The sequence below is a fragment of the Nonomuraea aurantiaca genome, from assembly GCF_020215705.1.
GTDB classification, from domain to species: Bacteria; Actinomycetota; Actinomycetes; order Streptosporangiales; family Streptosporangiaceae; genus Nonomuraea; species Nonomuraea aurantiaca.
On the sequence record NZ_JAIWNB010000007.1, the window covers coordinates 393,374 to 411,415 of the forward strand.

14 protein-coding genes and 1 rRNA gene are annotated in these 18,042 nt (G+C 66.5%); 11 read left to right on the top strand and 4 right to left on the bottom strand.

Annotated elements, in window-relative coordinates; all coding sequences use genetic code 11:
* Position 1 precedes the first annotated feature (1 nt).
* A complete protein-coding gene (locus LDL49_RS19945) occupies positions 2-619 on the top strand; it encodes a hypothetical protein (RefSeq protein WP_225292596.1) in 618 nt (205 codons plus the stop codon).
* Between the two features lie 188 nt (positions 620-807).
* On the opposite strand, the gene LDL49_RS19950 is transcribed toward LDL49_RS19945, so the two are convergent.
* A complete protein-coding gene (locus tag LDL49_RS19950) occupies positions 808-3,147 on the bottom strand; it encodes a hypothetical protein (RefSeq protein WP_225292597.1) in 2,340 nt (779 codons plus the stop codon).
* A gap of 845 nt (positions 3,148-3,992) precedes the next feature.
* The gene (locus LDL49_RS19955) at positions 3,993-4,565 is read right to left on the bottom strand and encodes a hypothetical protein (RefSeq protein ID WP_225292598.1); all 573 of its coding nucleotides are present in this window, start codon (positions 4,563-4,565) and stop codon (positions 3,993-3,995) included.
* 58 nt (positions 4,566-4,623) lie between these two features.
* Here LDL49_RS19955 and LDL49_RS19960 point away from each other — a divergent pair, with 58 nt between their 5' ends.
* The 3 genes from LDL49_RS19960 (at position 4,624) to LDL49_RS19970 (ending at position 7,871) form a co-directional block, all read left to right on the top strand.
* Positions 4,624-5,436: a hypothetical protein gene (locus LDL49_RS19960; RefSeq protein WP_225292599.1), complete on the top strand. Its 813-nt coding sequence runs from the start codon at positions 4,624-4,626 to the stop codon at positions 5,434-5,436.
* Between the two features lie 236 nt (positions 5,437-5,672).
* The gene (locus tag LDL49_RS19965) at positions 5,673-6,389 is read left to right on the top strand and encodes a hypothetical protein (protein ID WP_225292600.1); all 717 of its coding nucleotides are present in this window, start codon (positions 5,673-5,675) and stop codon (positions 6,387-6,389) included.
* A gap of 126 nt (positions 6,390-6,515) precedes the next feature.
* Positions 6,516-7,871 (top strand): M1 family metallopeptidase, encoded by a 1,356-nt coding sequence (locus LDL49_RS19970; protein ID WP_225292601.1) that lies wholly within the window; start codon positions 6,516-6,518, stop codon positions 7,869-7,871.
* A 17-nt stretch (positions 7,872-7,888) separates the two neighbouring features.
* Here the strand turns inward: LDL49_RS19970 and LDL49_RS19975 are convergent, their stop codons facing one another.
* Positions 7,889-8,722, bottom strand: coding sequence for a M48 family metalloprotease (locus LDL49_RS19975; RefSeq protein ID WP_225292602.1), 834 nt, complete (start codon positions 8,720-8,722; stop codon positions 7,889-7,891).
* Between the two features lie 146 nt (positions 8,723-8,868).
* A complete protein-coding gene (locus LDL49_RS19980; RefSeq protein WP_225292603.1) occupies positions 8,869-9,330 on the bottom strand; it encodes an ATP-binding protein in 462 nt (153 codons plus the stop codon).
* A gap of 247 nt (positions 9,331-9,577) precedes the next feature.
* Here LDL49_RS19980 and LDL49_RS19985 point away from each other — a divergent pair, with 247 nt between their 5' ends.
* The 7 genes from LDL49_RS19985 to LDL49_RS20015 form a co-directional block, all read left to right on the top strand.
* Positions 9,578-10,444, top strand: coding sequence for a Sco1979 family transcriptional regulator (locus LDL49_RS19985; protein ID WP_225292604.1), 867 nt, complete (start codon positions 9,578-9,580; stop codon positions 10,442-10,444).
* 169 nt (positions 10,445-10,613) lie between these two features.
* Positions 10,614-12,011 (top strand): trigger factor, encoded by a 1,398-nt coding sequence (gene tig, locus LDL49_RS19990; protein WP_225292605.1) that lies wholly within the window; start codon positions 10,614-10,616, stop codon positions 12,009-12,011.
* 174 nt (positions 12,012-12,185) lie between these two features.
* Positions 12,186-12,818, top strand: a complete 633-nt coding sequence (locus tag LDL49_RS19995; RefSeq protein ID WP_225292606.1) for a ClpP family protease — start codon at positions 12,186-12,188, stop codon at positions 12,816-12,818.
* Between the two features lie 10 nt (positions 12,819-12,828).
* A complete protein-coding gene (locus LDL49_RS20000) occupies positions 12,829-13,452 on the top strand; it encodes an ATP-dependent Clp protease proteolytic subunit (RefSeq protein WP_225292607.1) in 624 nt (207 codons plus the stop codon).
* A 174-nt stretch (positions 13,453-13,626) separates the two neighbouring features.
* Positions 13,627-14,910 (top strand): ATP-dependent Clp protease ATP-binding subunit ClpX, encoded by a 1,284-nt coding sequence (gene clpX / locus LDL49_RS20005; RefSeq protein ID WP_225292608.1) that lies wholly within the window; start codon positions 13,627-13,629, stop codon positions 14,908-14,910.
* Positions 14,911-14,983: 73 nt separating this feature from the next.
* Positions 14,984-17,557, top strand: coding sequence for a valine--tRNA ligase (locus tag LDL49_RS20010; RefSeq protein WP_225292609.1), 2,574 nt, complete (start codon positions 14,984-14,986; stop codon positions 17,555-17,557).
* A gap of 414 nt (positions 17,558-17,971) precedes the next feature.
* A 16S ribosomal RNA gene (locus LDL49_RS20015) occupies positions 17,972-18,042 on the top strand; the annotation flags it as partial.

The following is an 18,042-nucleotide window of genomic DNA, read 5'->3' on the forward strand; positions in this document are numbered from 1 at the left end:
TGTGTTCCCCGTACAGAATGTGATCAGTAGCTTCCGGGTGCCTTTCGTCATCGGCTACACCGGCGATGTCGTCCAGCAGGCGTTGAAGTTCGTGCCACGCTCAGGAGGATGGAAGCTCAGCTATGACGCACCGAGGGCGGGCGACTGGGCCTACGGCGTGTTGCGCCTTCGGCAGAACTCCAAGCGGTCGGGCCGGCCGGACTTCACAACGGTGAACACGCGGCGGCAGTGGCGCTGCATGTCCAAGCGGCTGTGTCAGGTGTGCGCACGCTCAGCGGTGGATCCGGACACGGGGCGGATCTCGTGGCTCCTGTCGTCTGAGGGAGGCGGCTACGAGCGCGACGGCTTCACCAATGCGCCGCCGACATGTAAGGCGTGCATCCCCGAGGCAATCACCTACTGTCCGCATCTCCGGCGCAACGCCATGATCGTGACCGTAGGCGACAGCATCCCGTACGGAGTGCGCGCTGATCTATTCTTGCCCTACTTGCCGCCAATGGTGCCGTACGAACGCAACTCGATCGTCCTGCTGAGTGATCCCGACCGCGAGTTCGCGCTCGCTCGCGAATTGCTAGTTCGGCTGAAGGATGTGCGGCCTGCCCGCATCGAGCGACGGTAGGCCATGGTCGCTAGGCAATATTCTAAGTAGCGGCGGGGTGCACGAGTCCGGATACTCGTGGTCTCTAGCGGATGTGTGGCTCAGGGAGCAAGAAGTCGGGGTTTGGCCCACCGAGTGGCCAAGTTTCCGATATTTGCTTCTGATGCAACAGATAGTCACGCGGCAGGAGACGTGGCCACAAGCAGGTTTCACGGATCTCGCTTCCAGTATTCCGGAGCGACTCCGGACTGTCTCACTTTCTCAGCGAGTTCGGTCTGTCCTTGAGCTTTCAGTAGTTTAATCCACTGGCGGGTCATGGAATCGGCGCAGAAGATGTGGGGGGCATCGCCGGCGTTCAGCCGAGTGAACAGCACGGTGGCGGCCTCCTCGAGATTGCCCTGCCTCTCCAGCCAGGTTGCCAACTTCGTAGCCGCAGGCGCGTTGCCGTCATCAGCCATACTGCGCAGCTCGTCGATGCGCCCTTCGCGGATCAGGAAGTCGCAGAGACGGTATTGGGCATATTCCTCGCCTGCGTTCGCGAGCGCCCTCAGCTCGTCGATACGCCCCTGATCCAGTAGGAGGCGAGCCCATCGGGAGGCCGCCCAGTTATAGCCGGTCTCGGCGACTCGCCTCAGCTCGTCCGGTCGGTGCTGGGCCTGCAGTTCGGCCAGTCGGCTCGCGGCCGTCAGGTCGCCGACTTTTTCCCGGGCATGGAGCAAGGCCAGGCCTTCGTCAACACGGCCCTGCTCGGTTAGCAGTTCCGCCAGCCGAGGAGCGGCGTGCCAGTCACCAAGCTCCACTCGGAACGGCATACCCGGCGTCTCATTGAGTCGAGTGATCAAATCGGCGAGTTCTGAGGCCTTTGGCCATGTCCGTGCCGTAGCGCGAGTGGCCAGCTCTTCTGCTGCCTCTTCCCATCGCTCATTTTCTGACAGGATGACGATCAGTCTGAGCGCGGCGATGTTCTCGCCCTGATCCGCAACCGCCCGTAGGACCGCGGCGGCGTCCCCGATCTTGCCCGTTTCTTCCAGTGCCCGAGCCAGTTGCAGTATGCCGTCGATGTCTCCGGACTCGGCCATGCTGCGCACGACGTCCAAGCCCTCTTCGGCGCGGCCCTCTGCGATCAAGACTTCGGACAAACGCACGCCCGCGTAGAAGTCACCCGCGTCCATGGCACGGCGATACAGGTGTTCCGCAAAGCTGTACATCACTCGCTTCCGGGCACTGTCAGCCACTCGGGCCAGGTCGCCAGGTTCCTTCAGCCAGATGGCCAATGCATGCCAGATCTCCGGTGGGACAGGCTCAGAGCCGCGTTCCTCGGCAATGTGCTGCTTCAGGTAGTCGGCGAGAACATAGCCCGTGATCTCACTCATGTTCTGGGCGACTGGTGCCAGACACGCGGCTGCACCATGTAAGAGGTGGGTGGTGCCTGCGATGGCTGCTGTGAACCAGTCGGGTGGCGCCGCGCCCCGAGCTCGTGCATCGCAGTAGGCAGGAGCCGCGGCCCTGAGAAAGCCCGGGTGCAAGGGGCTATGAGTACCCAGGCGGAAAGCGTCGACGGCGACCGTGAGTATCGCGCGCTCGTAGGGATCCGCGTTGACCCACCGCGCGACTAGTTGTGGGGCCGCGGCCATGGTTTGGGTGAACCCATAGTCGCTTGATTGCAGCGCGAGCTGGACACGCGGATCAGCATCAGCGGTTCGCTTGGCCCGCTCGCGTTCGGTGTCGCTGAGGCCGCCGCTGATGTGTACGACATCAGCGAGGTTCAGCAACTCCCGTTCCCGGGCATAAGGGTCGACTGCGCCGCCAGCCGGCGGGGTGGTGTACGTGCTGTAGCTGTCGGGCCATAGGGTCGCGACGATAACCGCGCCGTCGTGCAGCAGAGCTCTCACGGTGTCCGCAGCCAGCCCATCAGGTCCGTCCAGGTAGCGCTGAAGCTCATCAAGCCACACCACGGTTCTGGCAACGGGCTCAGTGGCCAGGGCTCGGATTCGGGCCGCATCGCCCGGGTGCAGCAGCCACCACTGGGGCATGAGCGCCTGAACCGCCTCGAAGGCGCACCGGGTCTTGCCCACCGACGAGCTGCCCACGAGCAGCACCAGCCCACCACGCGCCATCGCCTTCCGCAGCAGAGCACGTACGCCGCCGGGGGCAGTGTCCGTGTCCCGGGGTACGTAGGCCGGGAGCTCGCCTGTGGCACCGAGAGTTTCGATGGCCGCGTGCACACCCAATCGCCGCGGCAGCGCCTGCGTGATCCGCATCATGCCTAATCGCGACGGACGATCTGTCAGGGCACGTTCCAGGGCTGCCTGCCAGGCAGCCTGATCTGTCCCGATGATCCCGCAGGCCCGGAGAAATATTGACAGCGTTTCCTCCGTGCAGCGTCCGCGCCTGAGCAGATTGCTCAGCGTGCTGGCAGGCAGACGCTCCGGTCTGGCTGCTCGGTCAAGGCCTTGGTAGGAAAGGCGTCGTTCCGCGCGCAGCGCGTCCAGTGCTGCAGCCAGCTCGGTGGGGGTGTGTATCGCCGCTGGATCCGGTGCCGCGCCCATCCCGTCGTCCTCTCACATCTCGCAGCATTCGCCTGCACTGGTCGAACACCAGCGAACCGTCAGCTCAGTCTGCCCTGTAGGCCGGAGAACCGAGATGTTTGTTCGGCTTCTTCCGACTTCGTGGCCGAACCCCGACCGGTCGGGCTGCACTGCTCTTGTCCTTCGGCACGAGCAGAAAGGCAATCAAGTGGAGTGCATTCCGCAACTACTCACATTGGCGGTTGGCGTGGTGAACATGGCTGTCGCTGCCGCCAAGCTGGTCATCGCCTGGACTGAACACCGGAACAGGAGGTCCGGCGAGGTCGACCGACCACAGGACGAGTCGGCAGCCTAGGACGGTGCTCATCTGACGGGACGCGAAGGGGAGGCGCCGCTTGTTGGCGGTGCCGTGTCCATGCTGTTATGCCCCGTACGCAGGTAGGACCGGGCCTGTGGACCGGTAGGTGAGCTGACACCGGGTGAGTGACCAAGTGGGTGACAACCGCGAAGCACACTCCCGGACGCCTGGGGACTCTGGAGGATCGTTATTGCTGGTCAAGCACCACTCGATCCGGGATGCTGCCCCCAGGCAAGTGGCTTTGGGAGCAAGAAGTCGCAGGTTCAAATCCTGTCGCCCCGACCAGCCAGAAGGCCACTCACCAGGTTGGTGGGTGGCCTTCTGCGTGGCTGTCGTTCCGCGCCGGCCAAGGTTCGAGGTCTATCCGCGCCCGGCTATGAGCCCTTGATGACGCTCCGGAAGGCGCGCCGGACGTTGGCCGCGTCCAACACGGTGCCTGCGGTGGACGTGAACACTGGAGGATGCTCCGTCCATGAGCTTGGTCCCGGCTGGCCGCCGTCGCCACCGGCTATGGGATGGACCGACCGGTGTCTCCCGGCGGCGTGTCGTCGGCACCCTCATCGGCGGCGGGGTGTTCGCTGCGCCGCCTGCGTCCGTGGTACTCCGAGCCAGGGTCGCTCTCGGCCGGGGCGAAGGGGTCGAACGGGGAGGTCTCCGGGAGGTTGACGACGCTAGTGCTTGGTTCGGAGTTGAAGAGCGACTCCAGAGGGCCGGGGGGATTGAGGGGCTCGAATGGCGGAGTCCAGGCGGCGGTCTCCTGAGGGTCCGTGGCGGAGCCGAGTACCGGCGCACTGGCCTCGGGACGCGGGTTCTCCTGTCCGTAGAGCGCGTCGGGTAGGACGTTTTTCTGTTGGTCGGCGGCGGCGGCCTCGATGGCTTCCAGGAGTTGCCGCCTCCACCGGTCGCCCTCGTCGGGCTCGGCGGTGCTGTGGTGGGGGGCGGGCGTGAAGGGGATGGGTTCCACGTATCCGGCGGTGGCCAAGCGCGTCCTGTGGCGGGCCTTGGCCACGAGCACTGTGAGCACAGCTAGCAGGGCCGCCACGACCACCACGGCCGAGGTGATCATCGTTGGAGTGGACAAGCTCGGCAGGGGGTTGGTGATCGCGGCGTTGAGGTGTGTGGGGAGTGCTCTTTGAGCCATGGTGCTGGACGCCGTCGGCGTGGCAGCGGTGTCCTCCGCAATGGCGGGCTCGGTTGTGGAGGTCGTAGTTGGCATGGGCGAGGACGAAGTCGTGGTCGCCGCATCAGTGGAGCTGGCGGTCGGCTCGGCTTCGGAGGTGGCTGTGGCTGACGGCGAGTCCGACGTCGTGGGCGAGTCGGATGTTGTGGGGGTGGGGGTGGGTGACGATGAATCCGACGCAGTGGGGGTCGGCGTAAAGGTGGGGGTGGATGACGGTGAGGCAGACGATGTAGGGGTGGCAGTGGGGGAGGACGATTCCGGCGCAGTGGAGGAGGGGGTATCGGAGGTGGCGGTGGCAGTCGGTGCGTCGAAAGTTGGCCGTGGAGTAGCTGCGGTTGAAGATGCGTCGGATATCGAGGTGGGTGTGTCAGAGGAGGGCATCGGTGCGGTCGTGGATGGCGGCGTATCCGAGACCCCGGTCGGTTCAGGCACAGGGCGGGTCGCGCTGGTCGACGGGTTGACGCCTTCGTGGTGGGAGCCGTTTCGGCTCGTGCCGCCTTGGTCGGGGCTCGCGTGGTCATCGGCTGCCTGTGGAGCGGTCGGGGCAGTTTGGTGCGTCATGGAGTTGTGGGACCTCCGGGACGAGGCCGGATTTACCCATACAGACCCTGACAGAAGTGATGACTATGGACTGATGTGGCTAAACCGGAAGCTTGTGGTAGGGCGAGAGTACCTCGCCGTTTCCGCAGGTCAAGTGCCCTTCAAGAGGTGTTTGGAGATCTCGGCGAGAGTAAAAGCCCAGGTCAAGTGCGGTGTCGGAAATGTCATGTAACGGGAACTATGCGGAGAAGATCTACTAACTTCGTAGCCCGCATCCGTCAGCAGGCCGCCACCCACCATGAACTGGCTGCCCGTGCGCCTGAGGCCCGAAGTCAGGAACGCCTCCGATGTGATCCCCACTCCAAGTGGCTTCGAAGTGGTCAGGATCATGATCGCTAGCCTGCTCCGCCACAGTGATCATCAAATGGGCTGAGTCGAGGGCTGAGATGAGCTGATGGAGGTGGAGCGATGAACCATATCGAAGACGACCTGCGCGAGCTGCTCGCCGAGCGCACGACGTACGGACCCGGAGGGGACATGGACGTGGCCGAGATCGTACGGAGGGGCAGGCTCGCCCGGTGGAGCGCGGGCGCGGTGCTGGCGGGGGCCGCCGTGGCGTGGGTGCTCCCAGGAGCGGTGACGGTGCCCGCACCGGCGGCCCAGTTCGTCGCGTCGGCCGCCCCGTCGAGCGCGGCCTCCACGCTACCGTCGCGCGTGCCCGATCCGCCGGCCAGTCTGGACGGCCTGACCAGGATCGCGGCTGTGATGAACTCGGGGTCCGCTACCGGAAACGACCTCAAGATCAAGCCGGCCGGCCACGCCACCACCGTGGCCGTCATCTGCGCGAATCCGCAGTCATGGGTGGTCACGGCCGTCAAGGGCAGCCGCGCGGGGCAGGTCAGCCGGTGCCAGGGCGGCATGGCCCGGCGCACCTACAAGCGGAGTTCGCTCCCCTTCGGACGGGTGGACGGGCAGCAGTCCATCCGCGTGTGGGTCTTCCCTCCCACCGAGCTCATCGGGCAGGCGTCACTGGACGGCTGCGCCGTGGTCGACAAGCGGAAGGGGACCTGCAACGGCAGGTACGCGGCCCAGGAACTGATCAGGTACGACGTCGCCCTGGAACTGGCCGCCGACCTGGGGGTCAGGCCCGGAACGTGGTCCGCGGGGGTCTACGACAAGAGCTGATGGGAGGCCGCCACGACGATCGAGGAACGGCCACGGCGGCGAGGCCGCTGAAGAAGACGGCCGCCGGTAATGACGGTTACCAGGGGTTCTATATCGCCGCAAAGCAGGCCGTACTACCGTAGCGCGGTGCATTCGATCATTTCCCTCTTACTCACCGCGGCGGTCGCCGTGCCGGGCGTTCCCGACAAGGGTCGCTCGGAGCCGGTGGCGGACCCTGTCTACCCCGCCTACGGCAACCCCGCGATCGACGTCCTCCACTACGGGCTCAAGCTGGACTGGAAGCCGTCCAAGCGCCTGCTCACCGGTACTGCTCGGCTCACCGTCAGAGCCGTCAAGAAGATAGACAAGATCTCGCTCGACTTCGGCCGCGCGTTGCGCGTCGACGGGGTGACGGTCGCCGGAAAGACGATCAAGGCCGGGCACCCGGGCGACCGCCTCGTCATTCCGCTGCGCTCCCCGGTGGTGGCGGGCAAGCAGGTCGAGGTGGCCGTCCGCTATCACGGAGTTCCCCAGCCGGTACGCACGGGGCAGTACCGGCAGGACACGAGCAAGCTCGGCCTCCGCTCGGCCGCCGACGGGTCGGCGTGGGCGCTGCAGGAGCCGTACGGGGCCTTCACCTGGTTCCCCGTGAACGACCACCCGTCCGACGAGGCCCGCTACGACGTGGCGGTCACGGTGCCGCGCGGGTGGGCCGCGGTGGCGCACGGGCGCTTCGAGGGCCGGAAGGGGAACACCTACCTCTGGCGTTCGACCGAGTCGGTGGCCAGTTACGTCACGCTGCTCACCGTCGATCGTTACCAGCGCTTCGACGCCAAGGGGCCGCGCGGGATCCCGATCACGTACTGGCTGCGCCCGGGTGACCGGAAGGACTACCTGCCCGTCGTACGGCAGACGCCGGCGATCCTGCGCTGGCTGGAGAAGCGGCTCGGTCCCTACCCCTTCAACAGCGCGGGGGTGGTCGTCACCAGCGACTCCGGGATGGAGACCCAGCAGATGGTGACCCTGGCCCCCGAGTTCCTCACCGTCAATGTGGTGGCGCACGAGATGGCGCACCAGTGGTTCGGCGACGCGGTCACGCCCCGGACCTGGCGTGACGTCTGGCTGAACGAGGGCTTCGCGATGTACTTCGAGTGGGCATGGTACGCCGAGCACGGCGGCTCGAAGCTGGAGAGCTACCTCCGCGACGCCCGGGCGCTCGACGGGAGGCTGCGCAACCAGTTCGGGCCGCCCGGGCATTACCAGGCGAGCGCGTTCGGGGCGAGCAACGTGTACTACGGTCCGGCGGTGATGCTGCACGAGATCCGCAAGCGGCTCGGCGACGAGCGGTTCTTCGCGACCCTGCGCGCCTGGGTGCAGGAGCACAAGGGGACCACGCAGGACCGGGCGTCGTTCGTGAAGTGGCTGAACGAGCGGACGGGGGACGACTTCACCGCCCTGGTCGACGACTGGCTCGACTCGCCGACCACACCGACCGCCCAGTAAAGGCCCAGTAAAGGGGACTATCCCATGAGCCGCTGCACCCGCACGTGCACGTGCGGGTGCGTGGCCATGAGGGAGCCCTTCTTCGTCCGGCAGGCCACCAGCCCCAGCGCCGGCACCCCGCGCCGCAGGTCGGTCAGCGGGATGCCGTCCTCCGCGTGCACCTTGAGCAGCGCCGAGGCGAGCAGCCCCGGCTGGCCGAGCAGGTCGGCGGCGGCGCGGTCGGCGGCCAGCTCCCTGGAGCGGCTGAGCCAGCGCAGCGGCAGGTGCGCGAGGTAGCTCGCCAGCCCCGCGGCGGCCCCGCCCGTCAGGATCGCCAGCCCGACGAACAGCCCGAAGGGGAACTCCTCGAAGAACAGCCCCGGAGCCTCCACCGCGGCCCGCCCGGTGCCCTTGGCGAACGCCGCCAGCGCGATCGCGAACGAGCTCGCCAGCGTCATCACCGCCACGTCCCGGTGCTGGATGTGCGCGATCTCGTGGGCGAGCACAGCCGTCAGCTCATCGGGTTCCAGGCGGGCGCGCAGCCCTTCGGTGACGATGATCGTCGCGCTGCGCCGCGTGCGGCCGACCGTGTAGGCGTTCGGGGCGGCGGAGGGGCTGATCGCCAGCCGCGGCTTGGCCACGTCGCTCAGGGCGCAGAGCCGATCGAGTACGGCGTGCAGCTCGGGCTCCTGCTCGGCCGTGACGTACCGGGCCCGGGTCATCCGCCGCGCCAGTACCTCGGTGGACCACCACTGCACGAGCAGGATGAGGGCCGCCCCCAGGGCGACGTACAGGACCGGGATCCCGATCAGCACCAGACCGGCCAGGACGGCCGAGTAGACGGCCGCGAGCAGGGCCATGGGGATGAGCATGCGCACCTTCGGAACCTCCAGCCGACGACGACGGGCCGGAAGGTCTCCCTCGCCACACAGGGCCCGCCTGACCGGGCCGCGCGGGCCGTCATGACGATCAGGCGTGTTCGGAGGTACTCCCCTTCACTCCAAGAAAGAGTAATAAATCAGGAGTCGGTCCGGAAGAGGGCCCACACGGCTTTGCCGCCACGAGCCAGCGGGTCCCAGCCCCAGCATTGGCTGTAGGTCTCGACGATGTAAAGGCCACGCCCGTTCTCGGAGATGAAGTCGGGCTCCTTGGGCGTGGGGATCTTGTCGCTCGGGTCGGCCACGGCCAGCAGTACGTGGGGGACGACCCGCATCAGCAGCAGCTGGATCTCCCGTCGGCCGCGCGCGTACATCGCGTACCTGACCGCGTTCGTGACCAGCTCTGACACGACCAGCGCGGCGTCGTCGCCCAACTCCGGCAGGCCCCAACCGCGTAACGTGGAACGGGTCACGTCCCTGGCGGTCTTCACGGAGTCGGCCTGGAAGGGCAGCGGACACGAGGTCGTGTACGGCTTGCCCGCGCTCAACAGGCTGTCGAACCCCACTTCACGGGTGATCTGCAGGCAGTCGGCAGTGGCCAAGGGGTCCTCCACCATCCCGCCGATACCTCCCGATTGTTCCTGGGTTCGTGCATGTTTGGCCAATATGCACTAGGCCATCATGGATCACGATCCCCGGCCGCTGCAAGACCCAAATGCACGTGCATGTGCAATGTGCAGCAGCATGAGCGGCTACGGGTAGGGGTATCCGAATCGGACACCAGGTTGAGACCTTGTCATACCCGGCAATGTGGTGTCACTGTGTGTGCGGACCTTGATAGGAGGCAGAGTGACGCAGAACCAGCCGGGTTCCGGCCCTACGGCGCTGCGCATCCTCCTGGGCTCCCAGCTGCGCAGGCTCAGGGAGGGGAAGGGCGTTACCCGCGAGGAGGCAGGCCACCTCATCAGGGGCTCCGAATCCAAGATCAGCCGCATGGAGCTGGGTCGCGTCGGTTTCAAGGAACGCGACGTGGCCGATCTGCTGACCCTTTACGGGGTGGTGGACACCCAGGCGCGCGCAGCCGTACTCGACCTGGTGGCCACGGCGAACGAGCCCGGATGGTGGCACCGGTTCAACGACATCCTGCCCACGTGGTTCCAGGCCTACGTCGGCCTCGAAGAGGCCGCGGCCAGGATCAGGACCTACGAGGTCCAGTTCGTCCCGGGGTTGTTACAGACCAAGGAATACGCCCGGGCGGTCGTGACGGCCGGCTCGGCCGGCATCGGCGCGGAGGAGATCGCCCGCAGGGTGGACCTCCGGCTCGAACGCCAGCGCATGTTCGACCGGCCCGACGGCCCCGTCTTCTGGGCGGTCATCGACGAGGCCGCGCTGCGCCGCCCGATCGGCGGCGCCGAGGTGATGCGGGCCCAGCTCGAACACCTCATCGACCTGATGCGCCAGCCCAACATCACCATCCAGGTCATGCCGTTCAGCTTCGGGGGCCACAGCGCCGAGGGCGGCGCGTTCAGCGTCCTGCGCTTCCCCGACCACGACCTGCCGGACGTGGTGTACGTCGAGCAACTCGCCAGCGCCCTCTACCTGGACAAACGCGAGGACGTCGACCGCTACACCGAGGTCATGGAGCGGCTCTGCGCCGTCAGCACGACGCCGGACGAGACCATCGAGCTCCTGCGGGTGATCGCCGAGGAGTTCTGAGGGTCGTCACGTCGTTGTTGGGTACGCATCTACCCTAGACTGGCGAACGGCGCTTGGATCCCGCCAAGGCGGAGCATGCCCAGCGCCGCTCATGTGGGCGCGGCGCGTGAGCCGTACCAAATCTGGACGCGCCCGCGATCACTCGAAGCTTGATCAAGGAGACCACCCCGTGAAGACCGCTGTCGAGGAGCTCAGCCCGACCAGGGTGAAGCTCACTGTCGAGGTGCCGTTCGAAGAGCTGCGCCCGAGCCTGGATGCGGCGTACAAGAAGGTCGCGCAGCAGGTGCGCGTCCCCGGGTTCCGCCCTGGCAAGGTTCCGGCCCGCATCATCGAGCAGCGCTTCGGCCGCGCGGTGGTGCTGGAGGAGACCCTCAACGACGCGGTGCCCAAGCTGTACGGTCAGGCCGTCGACGAGGTCGACCTCTTCCCGGTCAGCCAGCCGGACATCGAGATCACCAAGATCGAGGATGGCGAGCAGGTCGAGTTCACCGCCGAAGTCGACGTCCGGCCCAACTTCGAGGTCCCCGACTACGCGGGCACCGAGGTCACGGTCGACTCCGCCGAGGTGGCCGACGAGGACATCGACAGTCAGCTCGACGCGCTGCGCCAGCGCTTCGCCACGCTGACCGGCGTCGAGCGCGCGGCCGCCGCCGGCGACTTCGTCGTCATGGACCTGCGTGCCGAGATCGACGGTGCCAACATCGAGGAGCAGCAGGCCAACGAGGTCTCCTACGAGGTCGGCGCCGGCTCCGTGCTGCAGGGTCTCGACGACGCCCTCGTGGGCATGTCCGCGGGCGACGAGAAGACCTTCAAGACCGAGCTGGTCGGCGGTGAGAACGCCGGTGAGGAAGCCGACGTCATCATCACCGTCAAGACGGTCAAGGAGAAGGTCCTGCCCGAGCTGGACGACGAGTTCGCCCAGCTGGCCAGCGAGTTCGACACGCTCGCCGAGCTCAAGGACAGCATCCGCGAGCAGGCCCGCCGCAACAAGCTGGTCGACCAGGTCGTCCAGGCCCGCGAGAAGGCCCTCGACTCGCTGCTCGACAAGATCGAGATGCCGATCCCCGACAGCGCGCTCAAGGCCGAGGTCGACGCCCGCAAGCACAACCTCGAGCACCAGATCGCTGAGAGCGGGCTCAGCCGCGACGCCTTCTTCCGCCTCTACCAGACGACCGAGGAGGAGCGCTTCGCCGAGTTCGACAGCAGCTCCGCCAAGGCCATCAAGGTCGGGTTCGTCCTCGACAAAATCGTCAAGAGCGAGGACCTGGGCGTCTCCGAGCAGGAGCTGACCAACTTCGTCGTCCGCCGTGCCATGGAGATGGGCGTCCAGCCCAACCAGCTGGCCCAGCACCTGGCCGACAACGACCAGCTGACGCTGGCGATGGTCGAGATCGTCCGTGACAAGGCCAAGTCCGTCCTCGGCGACGCCGCCAAGGTGGTCGACACCGACGGCAACGAGGTCGACCTCAAGGCCATCTACACCGAGATCAACGGCGCCGAGCCCACCGAGGAGCCGGCCGACGAGCCGGCCGACGAGCCGGCGGCCGAGGAGAAGGCCGACGCCTAGCCCCAGAAAAGGCACCAAGCCCCCGATCCGGACGGTTCGGGGGCTTCGCGCTGCTCTGGGCGGCCTTACCTGCGCCGTCAGCGAACAGTAGGCGGACCGGGCATGAGCTGTGTGCCCCGCGCGTTAGGGTCACAAGCAAAGCCAATCGATTACGACGCATCGGAAGGTGACGCTGTGACCAGCCCGCCGACCTTCTATCAGCCTGAGTCGCGAGGCCGTGAGAACGGCTCGTCCTTCCGGCTTGAGGACCAGCTTTACCAGCGCCTGCTGCGCGAGCGCATCATCGTGCTGGGGCAGGAGGTCAACGACGAGATCGCCAACCGTATCTGTGCCGAGCTGTTGCTGCTCGCGGCCGACGATCCCGAACGTGACATCTGGCTCTACATCAACTCGCCTGGCGGGTCGGTGACGGCCGGCATGGCCATCTACGACATGATGGAATATGTGCCCAACGACGTGGCCACGGTCGCCATGGGACTGGCCGCCTCCATGGGGCAGTTCCTGCTGTCGGCGGGCGCGAGGGGCAAGCGCTACGCCCTGCCGCACGCGCGCATCATGATGCACCAGCCGTCCGGCGGCATCGGCGGCACCGCCGCGGACATCGCCATCCAGGCGGAGCAGATGCTCTACGTGAAGAAGACCCTTGCCGAGCGGATCGCGCTCCACACGGGCCAGCCGCTCGACCAGATCGAGGCCGACTCCGATCGAGACCGCTGGTTCACGGCCGAAGAGGCCAAGGACTACGGCTTCATCGACCAAGTGGTGCGCAGCGCGAGGCAGGTGCCCTCGCAAGGCGCCGTCTCCTAGGGGAGTTGAAGTGAACATCGAAAGCCGGTACGTTCTCCCCTCCTTCGTCGAACGCACGTCCTATGGCGTGAAGGAGATGAATCCGTACAACAAGCTCTTCGAGGACCGCATCATCTTCCTCGGAGTGCAGATCGACGACGCGTCGGCCAACGACGTGATGGCTCAGCTGCTGACGCTGGAGTCGCTCGATCCCGACCGTGACATCAGCATCTACATCAACTCGCCGGGTGGCTCGTTCACCGCCATGACGGCGATTTACGACACGATGCAGTTCGTCCGGCCGGAGATCCAGACCGTCTGCCTGGGGCAGGCCGCCTCCGCCGCGGCCGTGCTGCTGGCCGGCGGGACTCCCGGTAAGCGGTTCGCGCTTCCCAACGCCAGGGTGCTCATCCACCAGCCGTCCACCGAGGGCGGCGGCCAGGGAAGCGACATCGAGATCCAGGCCCGCGAGATCCTTCGCATGCGCTCCCTCCTGGAGGAGATCGTGGCGAAGCACTCCGGAAAGGCGCCTGCGGAAGTCCGAAAGGACATCGAACGCGACAAAATTCTCAACGCGGACGAGGCAAAGGCGTATGGTCTGATCGACGACATCATCCCGTCGAGGAAGAAGCGAGCTCAGGCCGTCGCTTCCTGATGAGATGTGACGCACCGGAGCGCTGCCCAATAGGGCACGTTCCGGTGCGACTCGCCGCCAGGGGGCTCACTGAGGGCCCAGAAGACGGTAACGTCGAAACCTGAGCGGTTCGGACCCGGTCCGGTAGATACGGATCGCGGGAGCAGGGCGGTCCCACGCAAAGGAGTATCTGGGGTGGCACGCATCGGCGACGGGGGAGACCTGCTGAAGTGCTCTTTCTGCGGGAAGAGCCAGAAGCAAGTCAAGAAGCTCATTGCCGGTCCAGGCGTCTACATCTGCGATGAGTGCATCGATCTCTGCAACGAGATCATCGAAGAGGAGCTCTCGGAGTCCTCTGAGCTCAAGTGGGACAACCTGCCCAAGCCGAGGGAGATCTACGAGTTCCTCGACGCCTATGTCATCGGTCAGGACAAGGCGAAGAAGGCGCTCTCGGTGGCGGTCTACAACCACTACAAGCGGGTGCAGTCCGGCGACCGAGGTAGAGATGACGGTCTAGAGCTGGCCAAGAGCAACATCCTGCTGCTCGGCCCCACGGGCTCGGGCAAGACACTGCTCGCGCAGACGCTGGCGAAGATGCTCAACGTGCCCTTCGCCATCGCCGACGCCACCGCGCTCACCGAGGCGGGCTACGTCGGCGAGGACGTCGAGAACATCCTGCTCAAGCTCATCCAGGCCGCCGACTACGACGTCAAGAAGGCCGAGACCGGCATCATCTATATCGACGAGGTCGACAAGATCGCTCGCAAGAGCGAAAACCCGTCGATCACGCGCGACGTCTCGGGTGAGGGCGTCCAGCAGGCACTGCTCAAGATCCTGGAGGGCACGACCGCGAGCGTGCCGCCGCAGGGCGGACGTAAGCACCCCCACCAGGAGTTCATCCAGATCGACACGACGAACGTGCTGTTCATCTGTGGCGGCGCCTTCGCCGGTCTGGAAAAGATCATCGAGTCGCGCATCGGCAAGAAGGGCATCGGCTTCAACGCCATCATCCGGTCGAAGGAAGAAGTCGACATGGCCGACATCTTCTCCGACGTGATGCCCGAGGACCTGTTGAAGTTCGGCATGATCCCCGAGTTCGTCGGTCGTCTGCCGGTCATCACCTCGGTGCACAACCTCGACCGTGAGGCGCTCATCCAGATCCTCACCGAGCCACGCAACGCGCTGGTCAAGCAATACCGCAAGCTGCTCGAGCTCGACGGCGTGGAGCTGGAGTTCACCGACGGGGCGCTCGAGGCCATCGCCGACCAGGCGATCCTGCGCGGCACCGGCGCGCGCGGCCTGCGCGCCATCCTCGAAGAGGTGCTCCAGTCGGTGATGTACGAGGTGCCGTCGCGCCAGGACGTCGCCCGGGTGGTCATCACCCGCGAGTCCGTGCTCGAACACGCGATCCCGACGCTCGTACCCCGCGACCAGCTCGCCGCGAAACAGCAGCGCACGCCGCGGGAAAAGTCCGCCTGATCCCTTCCCATACGGCAAGCGCCCCGCGGAGACAACTCCCTGGGGCGTTTCGCTTTCCACCACCTCCCTAGAATTGGTCACTGTGACAACGCCAGAGCTGCCCACCCAGTACACCCCGGCCGACGTCGAGACCCGGAGCTACGAGCGCTGGGTATCCGAAGGCTATTTCCACGCAGACCCGGGCAGCCCGCGCGAGCCGTACAGCATCGTCCTCCCCCCGCCCAACGTGACCGGCGTCCTGCACATCGGACACGCGCTCGACCACTCCATCCAGGACGCGCTCACCCGCCGGGCCCGCATGCAGGGCCGCGAGACGCTGTGGCTGCCCGGCATGGACCACGCCGGCATCGCCACCCAGAACGTCGTCGAGCGCGAGCTGGCCAAGGAGGGCCTGTCGCGCCACGACCTCGGCCGTGAGGCGTTCGTGGAGCGCGTCTGGCAGTGGAAGGAGGAGTCCGGGGGCCGGATCCTCGGCCAGATGCGCAAGCTCGGCGACGGTGTCGACTGGGAGCGCGAGCGCTTCACCATGGACACCGGCCTCTCGCGAGCCGTCCAGACCATCTTCAAGCGGCTCTTCGACGACGGCCTGATCTACCGGGCCGAACGCATCATCAACTGGTGCCCCCGCTGCCTCACCGCGCTGTCCGACATCGAGGTCGAGCACAGCGAGGACGACGGCGAGCTCGTCTCCATCCGCTACTCCGACGAGATCGTGGTGGCGACCACCCGCGCGGAGACCATGCTCGGTGACACCGCCGTGGCCGTGCACCCCTCCGACGAGCGCTACGCCCACCTGGTCGGCACGCTCGTCGAGGTGCCGTTCACCGGCCGGCAGATCCCCGTGGTCGCCGACGAGCACGTCGATCCGGCCTTCGGCACCGGCGCGGTCAAGGTCACACCGGCCCACGACCCCAACGACTTCGAGATCGGCCGGCGGCATTCGCTGCCGTCGCTGACCATCATGGACGAGCGCGGCGTGATCACCGCGCACGGACCGTTCGAGGGGCTCGACCGGTTCGAGGCACGACCCGCGGTGGTCGCCGCGCTGCGCGCCGAGGGCCGGATCGTCGCCGAGAAGCGCCCCTACGTCCACTCGGTCGGCCACTGCTCGCGCTGCAAGACGGTGGTCGAGCCGAGGCTGTCGCTGCAGTGGTTCGTCAACGTCTCGCCGCTGGCCAAGGCCGCCGGCGACGCGGTGCGCGACGGCCGCACCCGCATCCACCCGCCCGAGCTGGCCAAGCGCTACTTCGACTGGGTCGACGACATGCACGACTGGTGCATCTCCCGCCAGCTGTGGTGGGGGCATCGCATCCCGGTCTGGTACGGCCCGGCCGGCGAGGTCGTGTGCGTGGGCCCCGACCAGGATCCGCCCGCCGGCTACGTCCAGGACGCCGACGTCCTCGACACCTGGTTCTCCTCGGGCCTGTGGCCGTTCTCCACGCTCGGCTGGCCGGACGCGACACCGGAGCTCGCACGCTTCTACCCGACGTCCGTGCTGGTCACCGGCTACGACATCCTGTTCTTCTGGGTCGCGCGCATGATGATGTTCGGCCTGTACGCCATGGACGGCGAGCCGCCTTTCCGCGTGGTGGCGCTGCACGGCATGGTCCGCGACCAATACGGCAAGAAGATGTCCAAGTCGTTCGGCAACGTCGTCGACCCGCTCGACTGGATCGAGCGCTTCGGGGCCGACGCCACACGCTTCACGCTGCTACGCGGCGCCAACCCCGGGGCCGACGTCGCGGTGAGCGAGGAGTGGGCGGGCGGCTCGCGCAACTTCTGCAACAAGATCTGGAACGCCACCCGCTTCGCGCTGATGAACGGCGCGACCACCGGCTCCCTGGAGGGCCTGGACCTGACGGCGGCCGACCGGTGGATCCTGTCGCGGCTCCAGAGCGTGATCTCGACGGCCGACGCGGCCTTCGAGGAGTTCGAGTTCGCCAAGGCGTCCGATCTGCTCTACCACTTCGCGTGGGACGAGGTCTGCGACTGGTACCTGGAGCTGGCCAAGATCCAGCTCGGTCAGGGGCTGGAGCACACGCGGCTCGTGCTGGGCCACGTGCTCGACACGCTGCTGCGGCTGATGCACCCGCTGGTGCCGTTCGTCACCGAGGAGCTGTGGCGAGCCGTCACGGGCGGCGAGTCGGTCGCCGTGGCGCCGTGGCCGCAGGTCGATGCCGCCCGCACCGATCCAGTGGCCGAGGCGGAGATCGTCGCCCTGCAGGAGCTGGTGACGGAGGTGCGCAGGTTCCGTTCGGATCAGGGGCTGAAGCCCGGCCAGAAGGTGGCCGCGCGGCTCGGACTGACCGGCACGGCTCTCGCGGGGCAGGAAGGGGCCATCCGCTCACTCCTGCGGCTCACCGAGCCGTCAGACGCCTTTTCCGCCACTGCCCGCTTCACCGTGGGCGGGGTGACCGTCGAGATCGACACCGCCGGCGCCATCGACGTGGCGGCCGAACGCAAGCGGCTGGAGAAGGATCTGGCGGTCGCGCGCAAGGAGGCGGCCCAGGTCGCGGCCAAGCTCGGCAACGAGCAGTTCATGGCCAAGGCGCCCGAGGACGTGGTCGCCAAGGTCAGGGGGCGTGCCGAGCAGTCGGCGGCCGACATCGTGCGGCTCGAGGCCCAGCTCGCCGGCTTGGGTGTTTGAGCGAGACACACCGGGGGAAGACCTATTCGTTACCGAAGTTGGGTCTTCCCCCGCACCAGGGCTGCTAGAGTCTTAAACGCGGGGCAAGTTAGCCCGGCAAAACCCAGTGATCTCTCCCGAGCTTCGGGCTGTGTCCGCGTGTGATTGGACATGAGTCAGAAGTTCAGGTAAGTTACCAGGGTTGCCCGGAACGTACCGGATCAGCCGATTTGACAAGGATCGCGCGGATCTGATAAAATGGGTGAGACGAAATGTGCGCCTCTCGCAGGTTGGGGAGTACGCGTCCGTTTCTTGAGAACTCAACAGTGTGTTAAAAGCCAGTGCATGATGCACAACCCCGTCATGTCTGCGCCTCTTGGGTGTGGATGTGGTGGATTCCTTTTATATGGTTGGGATTTCTTTCCCTTCAGACATTGTTTGGAGAGTTTGATCCTGGCTCAGGACGAACGCTGGCGGCGTGCTTAACACATGCAAGTCGAGCGGAA

What these genes read in the sequence shown, in the direction of transcription:
- LDL49_RS19960 (WP_225292599.1), top strand. Translation starts at nt 4,624, where the DNA reads ATGGTGCTGGACGCCGTCGGCGTGGCAGCGGTGTCCTCCGCAATGGCG.
- LDL49_RS19975 (WP_225292602.1), bottom strand. Translation starts at nt 8,722, where the DNA reads ATGCTCATCCCCATGGCCCTGCTCGCGGCCGTCTACTCGGCCGTCCTG.
- LDL49_RS19950 (WP_225292597.1), bottom strand. Translation starts at nt 3,147, where the DNA reads ATGGGCGCGGCACCGGATCCAGCGGCGATACACACCCCCACCGAGCTG.
- LDL49_RS19965 (WP_225292600.1), top strand. Translation starts at nt 5,673, where the DNA reads ATGAACCATATCGAAGACGACCTGCGCGAGCTGCTCGCCGAGCGCACG.